Below are 14,022 nucleotides of genomic sequence, written 5' to 3'. Positions count from 1 at the left end.
CCTGCGACCACCCCTTGCACTTGCCGATCAGAACTTGACCCGCGCGCCGAACTTCATCGTCCACTTGTACTGCTCGAACTGCAGCAGGTTCTGGCGGGCGCCGACATTGTTGTACGCATAATATTTCGCGTTGTTGATGTTCACCCACTCGTAGAAGACCTGAACCTGCTTGGTCACGTCGTACTTGGCCGACAGGTCGAGCTGGAAGTGGTTGTCGATGATCCGGTCCTCTTCGGCGTCATCGCCCAGCTCGTCGAGATATTTCGAACGATAGGTGCCTGCGAGGCGAAGCGACACCGGGCCCTTTTCGTAACCGAGCGCGGCGTTGAAAGTATGCTTCGAAGCCGCGGGCAGGCGTATATCGCGCAGGTCGGTGATGTCGCCGTCGATCGGCACGGTGCCGGTCGCGTCGGTGTAGGTATAGTTCGCCGAAACGAGCAGCCCGTCGAGCGGCGAGGGCAGGAAACGCAGCGCCTGCTGATAGCTGAGCTCGAGCCCCCAGATCTGTGCGCTCTTGCCGTTGATCGGGATCGTCGCTTCGTCGAATGCGATGCCGTTATAGGTGCCGGGATCCTCGATCTTGGTATCGACGATGAAGTTCTTCACATCCTTGTAGAAGAACCCGGCCGACAGAGCGCCATTGCCCGGCAGATAATATTCGACCCCGGCGTCGAAATTCCACGCCTGATAGGGCTTGAGGTCCGGGTTGCCGAATTCGCCTTCGCGCTCGTCGTCGTCATTCTGTTCGATCGTGAACCGCGGGGCGAGCTTCGACAGCTTCGGGCGGACGAGGCTCTTGTACGCCGCGGCGCGCAGCACGAGGGCTTCCTGCGGAGCCCAGCGGATCGTCAGGCTGGGCAGCCAGTCGCCATAGCTGCGCTTGAACTGGTTCGGTGCGACGATGACGGTGTCCTCGTCGGCGATCGTTCCGTCGGGCAGCGTGCCGTCTTCCTCGATCGAGGTCACGGTGTTCGCGCGGATGTCGTTCTTTGTGTGCTCGTAGCGGACGCCGCCGATGACACGCAGTTTCGAGCTGTCCCAGCGGCCGAGCAGATAGCCCGCCATCACGTCCTCGCTCACCGAATAATCCTCGACCGCCGAGTCGAAGAGCGAGTCGAATTCGTTGAGCTCGAACGCGCTGCGGTTGGCGTTGAAGAAGGCGCGGACGGCCTTCTTGTCGGGAACCGGCGAGATATCGATCAGGCGATAGGTCTGCGAACCGACGACGTCGGCCAGCGTCATATCGTCATTTTCCCAATATTCGGTCGTGAGGTTGTAGCTCTTGTCGCGCCAGCGGCCCTTCGCGCCCGCCTGGATCGTGAAGCTGCCGTTGTCCATCGCGAACTCGCGGCCGATGTCGAGCTTCGCGCCCCATTCCTCGTCGCGCGAATCCGACAACGCGGTGACCTGGATGCTGTCGAGTTCATATTCCGACGGATCGACGAAATCGCCGAGCACCACATCGGCCGGACCGCTGAGATAATAGCGCGGGATGCGGGGGTTCGACGTATCGAGGCCGATCGTCAGGCCGTCATCCTCGAAGCTCTTCTCGAAATTCGCGGGGTCGATCGAGCCCTTCTCGCGCTCCGACGATTTGGCATAGCTGCCCGAATACTGGATGCGCCAGCCGTCGCTGTTGGTTTCGCCGCCGAGCACGATGCTGCGGATCCGCTGGCGTTCGAAGCGGTCCTTCAGCGAGCGCTGGACCTGCAGTTCGCCGTCCTCGTCGCTGAACTGGACGTTGTCGCCGTCGGCGGTGATCGAGCCCGCATCCTCAAGCTTCAGGCTCGTCTCGCGGCGATATTCCTGATCGTCGAACTGGCTGTAGATGCCGCGTGCATAGAGTTTGGTCGAGCTGCCGAGGCGGAAGTCGAAGTTGAGGTTCGCGCTGAAGCGCTTCCGTTCGACGTCATAGTCGCGGTAATTGACTTCCTCGGGGAAGATCAGCCCGTCATCCTCGTTCCAGCCGTCGGCTTCGACATTGTCGGTCTCGAACTTGCGCTGATAGTAGGAGACGCCGCCCGACACGCCGACATTGTCGCCAAGGCGCTGCGCGAAATCGATGCTGCCCTTCGGCGTCAGCTTCTCGGACAGATCGTTGAAACTGCCCTCGATCTTCGCGGTCAGCAGATTCTTGCGGCGTTCGAAGGCGCTCGTCGTGTTGATCTCGATCGAGGCGCCGATCGTGTCGGCGTCCATGTCGGGGGTCAGCGATTTCTTGACCTCGATCGATTCGATGCTGTCGCTCGAAATCACGTCGAGCGCGACCGAGCGGACGTCGCTTTCGGGCGCGGGCAGGCGAACGCCGTTGACCGAGGTCGCGTTGAGTTCGGGGTCGAGGCCGCGGACCGAAACGAAACGGCCTTCGCCCTGGTCGTTCAGGATGTTGACGCCGGGCAGGCGGCGCAGCGATTCGGCGACATTCTGGTCGGGAAACTGGCCGACCGCGTCACGCGTCAGCACGCTTTCGACGCCGTCGGCGGCCTTCTGGCGCGACAGCGCGCTGGTCATGTTGGCCGACTGGCCGAGGACGAGGATCGTGCCGTCGGTGCCCAGGACGACGTTGGCGGTCGCGTTGCCGCTGTCGGGGATCGTGACCGTCTGGGTGCGCGTTTCGGCGCCGACATAGGTCGTTTCGAGTGTGTAGGTCCCCGGGGCGACGTCGGGGAAGCGGAAGCTGCCGTCGCGATCCGATTCGGCGACGCGGTTCAGTTCGACGATACGCAGCTGCGCGCTCTGCAGCGCGCGCGTGTCGCTCGCGTCGGTAACGGTGCCGGTCAGGTCGCCGGCGAAGGCGGTGCCGGGAAGCGCGGCGGCGAGCGAAAGGCAGGTGCCGATCAGGATGCGCGAACGGACGGTGCGAAGCTTGGTCATTATGTCCCCCTGGAGAGTGCCGAAGGATCGTCCGCGCCTGTTGGCTGCGGGCGATTCGAGGGGGCGAGTGGCAGGAGGTTGTGACCCCCGCGTTACACCGGTGTCACACGAATGACACACGACGATAGCGTTGTCAGAAAAGTGCCGGAAAACGGAATGAAGCCGGCCGCGAAAATTTCGGGAACGGCGTCAGCCGATATGCTTGAAGATCCAGCCGATGCTCGCGCCGCCTGCCGGCGTCGTTCCGGTGACGACCAGCTGCTCGGTCGGGTGCGGCCGGCCGTCGCCGTCGACCCACAGGCTTTCCTCGATTTCGAGCGTGCCTTCGCTGGTACGGAATTGCCACAATGTCCCGCCCGAGATGCGCAGCAGCGCACCGAGTTTGTCCGCGGTGAGGCTCGCCGACATATGGCGGCCGAGATGGAAGCGCAGGGTGAATTTCTTGTCGCCCTTTCGGCGGCTGCGCGGGGCAGGCAGCAACATGTCCTCGCCGCGGAGTTCGCGGCCGTTGGGGGCGAGGATCAGGAGGCGGCGGTGGATCAGTCCGTGGCGGCGGGCATAGCCGTCGTGGCTCATCTCGACGCGGCTGCCCTGCGGCGTCTCGCGCCGGTCGAGCTCAACCTCGGTCACGCCGCGGCCGAGCGTCCCGCTGGCGAGGATCGCCGTCGAATTCGTGTCGCCGATCGTCAGCGTCGAATGCGCCGCGGTCGTGCGGAGGCCGCGCGCGAGATCGGCGGGGATCGTTGCACCCGTCAGCGCGGCGCCACCGCAATTGACGACGATGCGTTCGTCGCCGTCGCTGAGTTCGAAGGCGAGGGTCGAGGCGCATCCCGCTTCGGTCACGCGCGCGATCGGGGGCGGTGCGGCGTCGGCGAGCACCACGACCTTGTTCGCGACGAGCCGCTGATAGCCCCAGTCGCGCGCCTGCTTGAGCGGGCGCGTGCGCACGCCGCTCGCCGCGACCACCGCCTGGATATGGGCCGCCGGCGTGGCGGCGCTGCCCTGCCAGCTGCCCATGCCGCCGTCGCTGTGGACCAGACCGAGCAGGGCCGGAACGGTGCGTGCGAGCACTTCCTGCAGGAATGGCGGCACTTCCATGCGGCGCATGTCATAGACCCGCGCCAGCATCGACAGCGCCATGATGGCGTCGAGCTGGGCCTGCGGTGAGCGCGCGATATTACCGCCGTCGGCATAGAAGCTCGTCTCGATGACCTTGCGGAGGCCGGCCTCGCCGAACACCTGCCGCGGTTCGCCGCCGGGCATCAGCAGCGACGCGGCGACGATGCCGATCCACGCCACCAGCTGGCCGGTGCCCGGGCGCGTCTTGTCGGCGACGCGGTCGAGGTGGCGCGCGGCGCGCGCGAGATGGTTGAGCACCGCGGAGCGATAGACGAGATCGCTCGACGAGAGGATCAGCGGGGCGTGCGCGGCCCAGAAGAGGATACGCCAGCCGGTATTGTCGGCGCGCCATGCCGGCTCGCTCACCGCTTCGCCATGGACGCCGAGCCAGTGCCGCACGACGGCCTCGGCGATCGGGGCGCCGTCGGCACGCGTCCCGGTCGCGGCGAGATCGCGGAGCCACGCGAAGCTGTGGAGATAGTCGGCAAAGGTCGGTGCGACCTCGAGCGCGGCGAAGTCGAGGTCGCCGAGCGAAAGGCGGAGACCGCGATGGAGGAAATGCCCGGCGCGGATCGCGGTGCCCGCGCGCGCGTCGCCCGGCACCGGGTCGGTCGGCACGCCGAGCAGCTTGAGCGGAAAGCGGCCCTTCAGCCGGAACGCGTGCAGCGGGGTGCGCCAGGTCAGGCGGGTGATGTAGTTGGCGACGCGGTCGCCGAGCGACAGGCCCTTGTCGGCGGGCAGGCGGATCAGCCGCTTGCCGGGTTCGATGCTGTCATCGAGCGGCGGGGCGTCATCGCCCGGGTCGGGAATCGGACTGGACGGGGCAGAGGTCAACGGTCTCCCCTCCACCGGTCAGGCGCCGCCGCGCAGGCGCCGGATATTGTCGGCGTAGGCTCCCGGCCCGCCCTTGAAGGTCGCGGTGCCGGCGACGAGGACATCGGCGCCCGCCGCGATCGCGAGAGGGGCGGTCGTCGCGTCGATTCCGCCATCGACTTCGAGACGGATGTCGCGGCCCGACTTGTCGATCATCTTGCGCACTGCCTCGATCTTGCGAAGCTGGTTGCTGATGAAGCTCTGGCCCCCGAAACCCGGGTTGACGCTCATGATCAGGACCAGGTCGATGTCGTCGATCAGATAATCGAGCATCTTTGCCGGGGTCGCCGGATTGAGCGAGACGCCGGCCTGCTTGCCGAGCGACTTGATGTGCTGGACGCTGCGGTGGATGTGCGGCCCCGCCTCGGGATGGACGGTGATGATATCGGCGCCCGCGGCGGCGAAGGCGTCGAGGAAGTGGTCGACCGGCGAGATCATCAGATGGACGTCGAAGGGCAGCGTCGAATGCGGCCGCAGTGCCTTCACGACCATCGGTCCGATCGTCAGGTTCGGCACGAAATGGCCGTCCATCACGTCGATATGGACCCAGTCGGCGCCCGCCTCCTCGATCGCGCGCACTTCCTCGCCGAGCCGTGCGAAGTCGGCGCTGAGGATCGAGGGCGAGATACGGACGGGGGGCGCGGCGGCGGTCATGGAGACCGGCCTTAACCATCTAGAAGTTGCGGGGCAAGCGCGGGTGGGCCGCTGGTGGCGGGTGTCCGTAAATAAACTTCGGCGGGCCTATCGCCAGCGCCAGCCGCCTTCCGTTTTGGCGCGATAGATCGGCATCGGCGCAAGCCCGGCGAGCACGACGGCGATGGTGACCATCACCGGCCGGTCGTGAAGAAGTACGGCAAGGCCGGTGATCATCGCGACGTGGAGCGCAATGAAGAACCAGCCCTCCCAGACGATCGGCAGGCCGGTGCCATATCCCCGGCTTTTGGGCCGGAACCATGGGCCCTTGCGCATGACGAGATGCAGCATGTCAGCTCTCTTCCTTCTTTGGCGGCCGGCCGCGCTTCGGCGCTTCCGACTGTTTGACGCTGACGCCGCGGCGGCCCAGCGCCTCGCGAAGCAGGATTTCGATCTCGGCGTTCGCACTGCGCAATTCGGCCGCCGCCAGCCGCTCGATCGCGGCATAGAGCGCCGGATCGAGACGGAGGGCGAAGGCTTTCTTGGGCGGCGTGGGCATCGTGCGTCGGGCTCAGTAGAGCGACCCGGCGTTGACGACCGGCTGCGTGTCGCGTTCGCCGCAGAGGACGACCATCAGGTTCGACACCATCACCGCTTTCCGCTCGTCGTCGAGCTCGACGACATTCTTCTCGGACAGCTGCGTCAGCGCCATTTCGACCATCGTCACCGCACCTTCGACCAGCTTCTTGCGCGCGGCGATCACCGCTTCGGCCTGCTGGCGGCGGAGCATCGCGCCGGCGATTTCCTGTGCATAGGCCAAGTGAGTAAGCCCGCATTCGTCGACGGTGATGCCGGCAACTTCCAGCCGCTCGATCAGCGCCTTGCGCAGCTCGACCCCGACCTCGTCATGATTGCCGCGCAGCGTGATCTCCTGATGCTCGATATCGTCATAGGGATAGCGCGAGCCGATCGAGCGCACCGCGGCTTCGATCTGCGCCATCACGAATTCCTTGTAATCGTCGACGTCGAACAACGCCTGCGCTGTATCGGTGACGCGCCAGACGACCTGCGCCGCCATCTCGACCGGGTTGCCGCGGAGGTCGTTGACCTTGATCTTGTCGGAAATGACGTTGTTCGCGCGCACCGCGATCTTCTTGCGGGTGAGCCAGGGCAGGACCCAGCGCAGCCCTTCCTCGCGGTCGGTGCCCTTGTACGCGCCGAACAGCTGGATCGCCGCTGCCTCGTTCGGGTTGATCAGATAAAAGCCGCAGAGAATGATCGTGCCCGCGATTGCCGCAAGAACGACGACGATCCATTTCCATGCGACCTGCATGTCGGCGTTGGCGTTGGTGACCGCCGCCCAGGCAGCGATCGCGCCCAGCACCAGCCAGATGAAAAGCATCAGATAACCGCTCTGCGTAGCGGCGCGCGTCTCGCGGCTGCGGTTCAGCGCCGGCGTCCCACTCTCGACCATAAATCCCTCCGAATCACTCGATATAAAGATGATATCATACTTGTATCGTTTCAGGCGGCGGTCAACCGGGATTCCGGCGGGCAAAACAAAGGGGGCACGAGGCCCCCTTTGCTCCCCGGTTTTCTCTCGCGCCTATTCCGTCGGGAAACCGCGCTTCCTGAGCAGCGCCTTCACGTCGGGATCGCGGCCGCGGAAGGCGCGGTACGCTTCGGCGCGGTCGGTTTCGTTGCCCGTCATCAGCAGGATCGTGCGGAACTTGTCGGCGACGCTGCGGTCCCACGGGCCGCCGGCTTCGGTGAAGGCCGCCCAGGTGTCGGCGTCCATCGTTTCCGACCACAGATAGCTGTAATAGCCCGCCGAATAGGCATCCGAGCTGAACAGGTGGCCGAACTGCGGCAGGCGGTGGCGCATGACGATTTCCTTCGGCATGCCCATTTCGGCGAGCGTCTCGCGCTCGAACTTGTCGACGTCGGTGACCGGCACCTTGCGGTCGTGCAGCTTCATGTCGACGATCGCGCTCGACAGATATTCGACCGTGTCGAAGCCCTGGTTGAACTTGTTCGACGCGATGATCTTGTCGACCAGCGCCTGCGGGATCGGCTCGCCGGTCTTGTAGTGCGTCGCGAATTTCGACAGCACTTCGGGCGTCATCAGCCAGTTCTCGTTCACCTGGCTCGGGAACTCGACGAAGTCGCGCGGTACCCCGGCGAGCGCGGGATAATAGACGTGCTGCAACAGATAGTGGATGCCGTGCCCGAATTCGTGGAACAGGGTCGTTGCATCGTCGAGGCTGACGAGCGTCGGCTCGCCCTTCGCGCCTTCGGTGAAGTTGTTGTTGTTCGACGCCAGCACATTGCGCTCGCCGCCGAGGCCCTGCTCGCTGCGATAGGTCGTCATCCACGCGCCCGAGCGTTTCCCGTCGCGTGCGAAATTGTCGAGATAGAGGACGCCGACATTTTCGTTGGTCTTGAGATTATAGACCTCGAACGTCTTCACCTTGGGGTCGAAGACCGGGATCGTGCCGGTGATCTCGCGGAAGCCGAGGTCGTAGAGCTGCCCCGCCGACCAGAACATCGCATCGCGCAGCTTGTCGAGCTGGAGATAGGGCTTCACCTCGCTCTCATCGAGGTCGTATTTCGCCTTGCGGACCTTTTCCGCATAATAGCGATAGTCCCAGGGCTCGATCGTGATCTTGGGGCCCTTGCCCGCCTTGGCTTCCTGATCGGCAATCGCCTGCATGTCGGCGACCTCTTCCTTCGCGCGCGCGACCGCGGCCGGCCAGACCTTCATCATCAGGCCCATCGCGTTCGCGGGAGTCTTCGCCATCGTATCGGCCATGCGATAGTCGGCGTGCGTCGGGAAGCCGAGCAGCACCGCGCGATCCTGCCGCAGCTTCAGGATTTCGGCGATCGTCGCATTGGTGTCGTTCGCGTCGCCATTGTCGCCGCGGTTGACGAACGCGCGCCACACCTTCTCGCGCAGCGCGCGGTTGGTGGCGTTCTGCAGCACCGGCTGCGCCGACGAGCGGGTGTTCTTGATCGCCCACTGGCCCTTCTTGCCCTGCGCCTCTGCGGCGTCGGCGAGCGACGCGACGAAGCCCGCGGGCAGCCCGTCGAGTTCGGCCTGGTTGATCACGAAGGTATAGAGCTTCTCGTCGCCGAGCAGCTTCGACGAGAAGGTCGAGAAGAGGCTTTCGAGCTTCGAATTCAGGCCGACGAGTTTCGCCTTGTCGGCGGTCGACAGGTTCGCGCCGTCGCGCACCATCTCTTCATAGCTGCGCTCGACGATGCGGATCTGCTGCGCGTTGAGACCGCTGGTCAGGCGCTTGTCGTACACGGCCTTGTAGCGGGCGAAGAGCTTGGGCTCGAGGAACAGCTCGGTGTAGAAGGTCGTGAGCTTGGGGCTCCATTCGGCGTCGATGTCCTCGACGCGGTCGTTCGACTTGTTCGAGGTTTGCACGCCCCACAGCGCGAAGACGCGGTCCATCGTCTCGCCGGCGAGCATCATCGGGACGTGGGTGTTCTCGAACGTCGGCTCGGCGGGGTTGTCGATCACCGCCTGAACCTCGGCCTTCACCTGGGCCATGCCCTTGGTGAAGGCATCGGGGAACAGCTCGGGGTCCATCTTGTCCCACGGCGGCACCCCTTCATAGGGGCCCGTCCACGGCTGGAGCATCGGGTTCGCATCCGTCGTGGCGGCGGGGGCAGGGGCGGCGGTTTCGGTGGCGCTGGTCATCGGGCTATAACCCATCAGAAAGGCAGTCGATGCAAGCAGCATCGATGAACGGAAAAGCGGCTGCGCCTTGCGCGACATCGTCAAATCTCCCCGGGGAAACGGTTTCGGCTGAAACCATGTTGCCCCGAGCCTTAACCCGAGATGGCGCGCAGGGGCAACCCTAGGGCGCGTCGCAATATAGACGCCCCTCCTGCACCCACCAATATTGCAGCGGCAATGCAGCGGAAGACAGAAGAAACGCGATCACATAAGGGAGGCGCGCCGGCTTCCAGATCAGCGAGGCGAGTCCGACCAATAGCAACGCGACATACAGGGCATGCACCCAGCCAAAGTTTTCGAGGACCGGATCTTGTGGCGCTGTGCAGAAAATGCCGATCTCCGGCACGGCTGCCACGCTGATGGCTGCGATAAATAACTGAACGGCCAACAGGGTCGCGACAGCGGCCCGCTGGCGGGCATCGGTCATGCGCCGAACCCCGGCTGAACCAGGCCCGGCACATCGACGCGGAAGGTGAAGAGGCCGCCCGCGTGCGGTTGAGCTGCGTGCTCCCCGTCGCTCAGATTCTTGCCCGCGCTGGTGACGAAGGCCGTTTTCATGTCGGCGCCGCCCAGCGCGATCATCGACGGGCGCTGGACCGGCAGCTCGACCGTCTGCAGCAGCTCGCCCGCGGGCGAGAGCCGGACAACGCGCCAGCCATCCCACAGCGCCGACCAGTAGCAGCCCTCGGCGTCGACGGTGCCGCCGTCGGGGCGCCCGGTGCCGAACTCGAACCGGTGGAAGAGGCGCCCGTCGCCGAGCTCTCCCGTCGCGGGATCGACGTCATAGGCATTGAGCGCATGCGTGGGAGTATCGGCGTGATAGAAGGTCCGCCCGTCGGGGCTGAACGCGGCGCCGTTGCTCGTCAGCAGCCCGCCGATCATCGGCGTGAGCTCGCCGTCGGGGTCGAGCCGGAACAGCATCGCGCCGGGGTTCGCCTTGTCGGTCGTCACGCTGCCGAGCCAGAAGCGGCCGACAGCATCGACGCAGCCGTCGTTGAAGCGCTGTTCGGGGATGCCAGCGAGTGCCGCGGGTCCGAAGGGGCGCGGCGTATCGCCCCAATTGTCGATCACCGCGCAGCCGTCCTTCAGGCCCATCACCAGCCCGCCGTCGGCGCGCGGCGCGACGCAGCCGACGGGGCCGTCCAGCTGCATCGTTTCGGTCGCGCCGGTTTCGGGGTCGGTACGGTGGATGCGGTGCGCGTCGATATCGACCCAATAGAGGCGCGCCTCTGCGGCGTGCCAGCGCGGCGACTCGCCGAGCAGCGCGCCGGCATCAAGGAGCAGTTCAACCATGAAAGGATGCTAGCGCGGCATGCGGTCGGTGCCCAGCGGCTGCAAACCTATTCGTCGCGCCGCGGCCGCGCGCGGGTTTGCCGCATCTTTGCTGCCGTAGCGGCATTTCTACTTGACGTGGACGTAAACGTAAGGTCAGTTGCGATCCGAAACCTGCGCTGATGGCGCGGGGCCTGCCGCGTACCGGATCCGAAAGCCCGGACGCCCCCTGGGAAAAGGAAATATGATGTCGCTCGATAACCTCTCGCGCTCCGCCTACACCGAGGATCATGAGGCGTTCCGCGCGACGGTACGCCAGTTCCTCGAAAAGGAAGTCGCACCGAACGCCGCGCAGTGGGCCGAGGACAAGATCGTTCCCAAGTCGATCTGGCCGAAGGCGGGCGAGCTGGGCATGCTGTGCCCGACGGTTCCCGAGGAATATGGCGGGCTGGGCCTCGACTTCGGCTATAATGCGATCGTCGACGAGGAAAGCGCCTATTACGGCCGCGCGACCACCGGCTTCTCGCTCCAGTCCGACATCGTCACCAGCTATATCGTCAAATATGGCAGCGAAGAGCAGAAGAAGCACTGGCTGCCCAAGATGGTCGCGGGCGAGACGATCACCGCGATTGCGATGACCGAACCGGGTACCGGCTCGGATCTTCAGGGGATGCGCACGACCGCGAAGAAGGATGGCAATCACTATGTCATCAACGGGTCGAAGACCTTCATCACCAACGGCCAGAACGCCGACCTGATCCTCGTCTGCGTCAAGACCGATACCGAGGTCGAGCCGGCGTGGAAGGGCGTCTCGATCGTCCTCGTCGAGGCCGACCGCGAAGGCTTCCAGCGCGGCCGCAACCTCGACAAGATCGGGCAGGACGAAGCCGATACGTCGGAACTCTTCTTCAACGACGTCCGCGTGCCGATCACCAACTGCCTCGGCGAGGAGGGGCAGGGGTTCATCTATCTGATGAGCGAGCTACCCCAGGAACGCCTGTCGATCGCGGTTTCGGCGCAGGCATCGGCGCAGCGCGCCTTCGACGACACGGTCGAATATACGCGCGAGCGCAAGGCGTTCGGCAAGCCGATCCTTGACTTCCAGAACAGCCGCTTCGTGCTGGCCGACCTGAAGGCGAAGCTGCAGGTGGGCTGGGCGCATCTCGACTGGGCGCTCGCGCGCCACATGAAGAAGGAGCTGACCCCCGAAGAGGGCGCGGCGGCGAAGCTGTGGCACACCGACCTGCAGTGGGAGGTGATGGACAAGTGCCTCCAGCTCTTCGGCGGCTCGGGCTATATGAACGAATATCCGATCGCCCGCGCCTGGCGCGCGGCGCGCGTGACGCGCATCTTCGGCGGCACGAACGAAATCATGAAGGAACTGATCGGGCGCAAGCTCTGATCCTCTAGACGCAGGAAAGGAATTCTCCCCATGGCTACTGCATATATCGTCGACGCTGTCCGCACCGCGGGCGGCAAGCGCGGCGGTCGGCTCGCCGGCGTGCACCCCGTCGACCTCGGCGCCGCGGTGTTCGACGCGATCGCCGACCGCAATGATTTCGACACCAAGGCGATCGACGACGTCATCACCGGCTGCGTGTCGCAGGGCGGCCAGCAGACGATGGACGTCGGCCGCAACGCCGTGCTCGCCTCGAAGCTGCCCGACTCGATCCCCGCGGTCACGATCGACCGCCAGTGCGGCTCGTCGCAGCAGGCGATCCAGTTCGCGGCGCAGGCGGTGATGTCGGGCACGCAGGACATCGTCCTCGCCAGCGGCATCGAAAGCATGACGCGCGTGCCGATGGGCAGCGTCGCGACCCTGTTCATGAAGGAAGGCCTCGGTCATTATAAGTCCGAGCGGCTCGAGGAGAAATTCCCCGGCATCATGTTCAGCCAGTTCGCCGGCGCCGAAATGATCGTGAAGAAGCACGGCTTCAGCAAGGACGATCTCGACGCCTATGCGCTCGAAAGCCACCGCCGCGGCAAGGCCGCGACCGAAGCCGGCCACTTCAAGCGCGAAATCATCGGCGTCGAAATCGACACGCCCGAAGGGCGTCAGGTTCACCTCGTCGACGAGGGCATCCGTTTCGACGCGACGCTCGAGGGCATCGCGGGCGTCAAGCTGCTCCAGGAAGGCGGCTCGATCACAGCGGCCTCGTCGAGCCAGATCTGCGACGGCGCCTCGGCGGCGCTCGTCGTCTCGGAACAGGCGCTGAAGGATCATAACCTGACCCCGCGTGCGCGCATCCATCACATTTCGGTGACGGCGGGCGACCCGGTAATCATGCTCGAGGAACCGCTGTTCGCGACCGAACGCGCGCTCAGGAAGGCGGGCATGAAGATCGGGGATATCGACGCCTATGAAGTGAACGAGGCGTTCGCGCCCGTGCCGCTCGCCTGGCTCAAATATCTCGGCGCCGATCATGCGCGGCTCAACCAGCACGGCGGCGCGATCGCGCTCGGCCATCCGCTCGGCGCCTCGGGCACCAAGCTGATGGCGACGCTGCTCGGCGTGCTCGACGCGACGGGCGGCAAATATGGCTTGCAGACGATGTGCGAAGGCGGCGGCCAGGCCAACGTCACGATCGTCGAGCGGCTGTAACAACCGATCAATTTTTTCCGTTCGGGCTGAGCCTGTCGAAGCCCCGTTCTTCTCTTGAGGGAAAGAACGGCCCTTCGACAAGCTCAGGGCGAGCGGGCTAGGGAAAGGACTGAATAGATGAAACTCGATTCCACCGTATCCGCCGTCGTCACCGGCGGCGCCTCGGGTCTTGGCGCCGCAACCGCGCGCGCGCTGGCCGCCAAGGGCGTCAAGGTCGCGATCTTCGACCTGCAGGAAGAAAAGGGCAAAGCCCTCGCGGCCGAACTCGGCGGCGTCTTCTGCGAATGCAACGTCACCGACGACGCGTCGGTCGACGCCGCCTTCGCCAAGTCGCGCGAGGCGATCGGGCAGGAGCGCATCCTCGTGAACTGTGCGGGCACCGGCAACGCGATCAAGACCGCGAGCCGCTCGAAGGAAGACGGCAGCATCAAGCATTTCCCGCTCGATGCCTTCAACTGGATCATCCAGATCAACCTCGTCGGCACCTTCCGCTGCATCGCCAAGTCGGCGGCCGGCATGATGACGCTCGACCCGATGGAAGACGGCGAGCGCGGCGCGATCGTGAACACTGCGTCGGTCGCGGCCGAGGATGGCCAGATCGGTCAGGCCGCCTATTCGGCGTCGAAGGGCGGCGTCGTCGGCATGACCCTGCCGATCGCGCGCGACCTCGCGTCGGAGAATATCCGCGTCAACACGATCCTGCCGGGCATCTTCGACACCCCGCTGCTCGCGGGCGCGCCGCAGAATGTCCGCGATGCGCTCGGCGCCTCGGTGCTCAATCCGAAGCGCCTCGGCAACCCGGTCGAATATGCCGGTCTCGCGCTCACGATGATCGAGAACGGCTATTTCAACGGCGAGGATGTACGCCTCGACGGCGGCATCCGTATGGGTCCGCGCTGAT

12 protein-coding genes are annotated in these 14,022 nt (G+C 65.1%); 3 read left to right on the top strand and 9 right to left on the bottom strand.

The window, feature by feature from the left end; all coding sequences use genetic code 11:
• Positions 1-27: 27 nt before the first annotated feature.
• The 9 genes from L7H23_RS08295 to L7H23_RS08255 form a co-directional block, all read right to left on the bottom strand.
• Positions 28-2,874: a TonB-dependent receptor gene (locus L7H23_RS08295; protein ID WP_237838870.1), complete on the bottom strand. Its 2,847-nt coding sequence runs from the start codon at positions 2,872-2,874 to the stop codon at positions 28-30.
• A gap of 189 nt (positions 2,875-3,063) precedes the next feature.
• A complete protein-coding gene (locus tag L7H23_RS08290) occupies positions 3,064-4,827 on the bottom strand; it encodes a heparinase II/III family protein (RefSeq protein WP_237838869.1) in 1,764 nt (587 codons plus the stop codon).
• A gap of 18 nt (positions 4,828-4,845) precedes the next feature.
• The gene (gene rpe, locus L7H23_RS08285) at positions 4,846-5,520 is read right to left on the bottom strand and encodes a ribulose-phosphate 3-epimerase (RefSeq protein WP_237838868.1); all 675 of its coding nucleotides are present in this window, start codon (positions 5,518-5,520) and stop codon (positions 4,846-4,848) included.
• A gap of 87 nt (positions 5,521-5,607) precedes the next feature.
• On the bottom strand, positions 5,608-5,850 hold the full coding sequence (locus tag L7H23_RS08280; RefSeq protein WP_237838867.1) for a hypothetical protein: 243 nt from the start codon (positions 5,848-5,850) through the stop codon (positions 5,608-5,610).
• A 1-nt stretch (position 5,851) separates the two neighbouring features.
• Positions 5,852-6,058: a toxin-antitoxin system HicB family antitoxin gene (locus L7H23_RS08275; protein ID WP_237838866.1), complete on the bottom strand. Its 207-nt coding sequence runs from the start codon at positions 6,056-6,058 to the stop codon at positions 5,852-5,854.
• A gap of 12 nt (positions 6,059-6,070) precedes the next feature.
• Positions 6,071-6,973: an SPFH domain-containing protein gene (locus L7H23_RS08270; RefSeq protein WP_237838865.1), complete on the bottom strand. Its 903-nt coding sequence runs from the start codon at positions 6,971-6,973 to the stop codon at positions 6,071-6,073.
• A gap of 132 nt (positions 6,974-7,105) precedes the next feature.
• A complete protein-coding gene (locus tag L7H23_RS08265; RefSeq protein ID WP_237838864.1) occupies positions 7,106-9,286 on the bottom strand; it encodes a M3 family metallopeptidase in 2,181 nt (726 codons plus the stop codon).
• An 82-nt stretch (positions 9,287-9,368) separates the two neighbouring features.
• A complete protein-coding gene (locus L7H23_RS08260; protein ID WP_237838863.1) occupies positions 9,369-9,674 on the bottom strand; it encodes a hypothetical protein in 306 nt (101 codons plus the stop codon).
• Positions 9,671-10,540: an SMP-30/gluconolactonase/LRE family protein gene (locus tag L7H23_RS08255; protein WP_237838862.1), complete on the bottom strand. Its 870-nt coding sequence runs from the start codon at positions 10,538-10,540 to the stop codon at positions 9,671-9,673. Before L7H23_RS08255 ends, L7H23_RS08260 begins: the two co-directional genes overlap by 4 nt.
• A gap of 226 nt (positions 10,541-10,766) precedes the next feature.
• Here L7H23_RS08255 and L7H23_RS08250 point away from each other — a divergent pair, with 226 nt between their 5' ends.
• From L7H23_RS08250 to L7H23_RS08240, 3 genes are all read left to right on the top strand, one after another.
• Complete coding sequence (locus tag L7H23_RS08250; protein WP_237839165.1) at positions 10,767-11,921, top strand: acyl-CoA dehydrogenase family protein; 1,155 nt, start codon at positions 10,767-10,769, stop codon at positions 11,919-11,921.
• A 30-nt stretch (positions 11,922-11,951) separates the two neighbouring features.
• Positions 11,952-13,121 (top strand): acetyl-CoA C-acetyltransferase, encoded by a 1,170-nt coding sequence (locus L7H23_RS08245; protein WP_237838861.1) that lies wholly within the window; start codon positions 11,952-11,954, stop codon positions 13,119-13,121.
• 117 nt (positions 13,122-13,238) lie between these two features.
• Positions 13,239-14,021 carry an SDR family NAD(P)-dependent oxidoreductase gene (locus L7H23_RS08240; protein ID WP_237838860.1) on the top strand — a complete coding sequence of 261 codons (783 nt, stop codon included), beginning with the start codon at positions 13,239-13,241 and terminating at the stop codon, positions 14,019-14,021.
• Position 14,022 lies beyond the last annotated feature (1 nt).

This window comes from Sphingopyxis sp. BSN-002 (genome assembly GCF_022024275.1).
Taxonomy (GTDB): domain Bacteria; phylum Pseudomonadota; class Alphaproteobacteria; order Sphingomonadales; family Sphingomonadaceae; genus Sphingopyxis.
The sequence above is the reverse complement of the archived record's forward strand: the minus strand, read 5'-3'. Positions and strand labels throughout refer to the sequence as shown.

Excerpts from the sequence above, each read along its gene's own strand:
- L7H23_RS08255 (WP_237838862.1), bottom strand. The coding sequence starts at position 10,540 with ATGGTTGAACTGCTCCTTGATGCCGGCGCGCTGCTCGGCGAGTCGCCG.
- L7H23_RS08265 (WP_237838864.1), bottom strand. The coding sequence starts at position 9,286 with ATGTCGCGCAAGGCGCAGCCGCTTTTCCGTTCATCGATGCTGCTTGCA.
- L7H23_RS08250 (WP_237839165.1), top strand. The coding sequence starts at position 10,767 with ATGTCGCTCGATAACCTCTCGCGCTCCGCCTACACCGAGGATCATGAG.
- L7H23_RS08295 (WP_237838870.1), bottom strand. The coding sequence starts at position 2,874 with ATGACCAAGCTTCGCACCGTCCGTTCGCGCATCCTGATCGGCACCTGC.
- L7H23_RS08245 (WP_237838861.1), top strand. The coding sequence starts at position 11,952 with ATGGCTACTGCATATATCGTCGACGCTGTCCGCACCGCGGGCGGCAAG.
- L7H23_RS08275 (WP_237838866.1), bottom strand. The coding sequence starts at position 6,058 with ATGCCCACGCCGCCCAAGAAAGCCTTCGCCCTCCGTCTCGATCCGGCG.
- L7H23_RS08240 (WP_237838860.1), top strand. The coding sequence starts at position 13,239 with ATGAAACTCGATTCCACCGTATCCGCCGTCGTCACCGGCGGCGCCTCG.
- L7H23_RS08280 (WP_237838867.1), bottom strand. The coding sequence starts at position 5,850 with ATGCTGCATCTCGTCATGCGCAAGGGCCCATGGTTCCGGCCCAAAAGC.
- L7H23_RS08260 (WP_237838863.1), bottom strand. The coding sequence starts at position 9,674 with ATGACCGATGCCCGCCAGCGGGCCGCTGTCGCGACCCTGTTGGCCGTT.
- L7H23_RS08270 (WP_237838865.1), bottom strand. The coding sequence starts at position 6,973 with ATGGTCGAGAGTGGGACGCCGGCGCTGAACCGCAGCCGCGAGACGCGC.
- rpe (WP_237838868.1), bottom strand. The coding sequence starts at position 5,520 with ATGACCGCCGCCGCGCCCCCCGTCCGTATCTCGCCCTCGATCCTCAGC.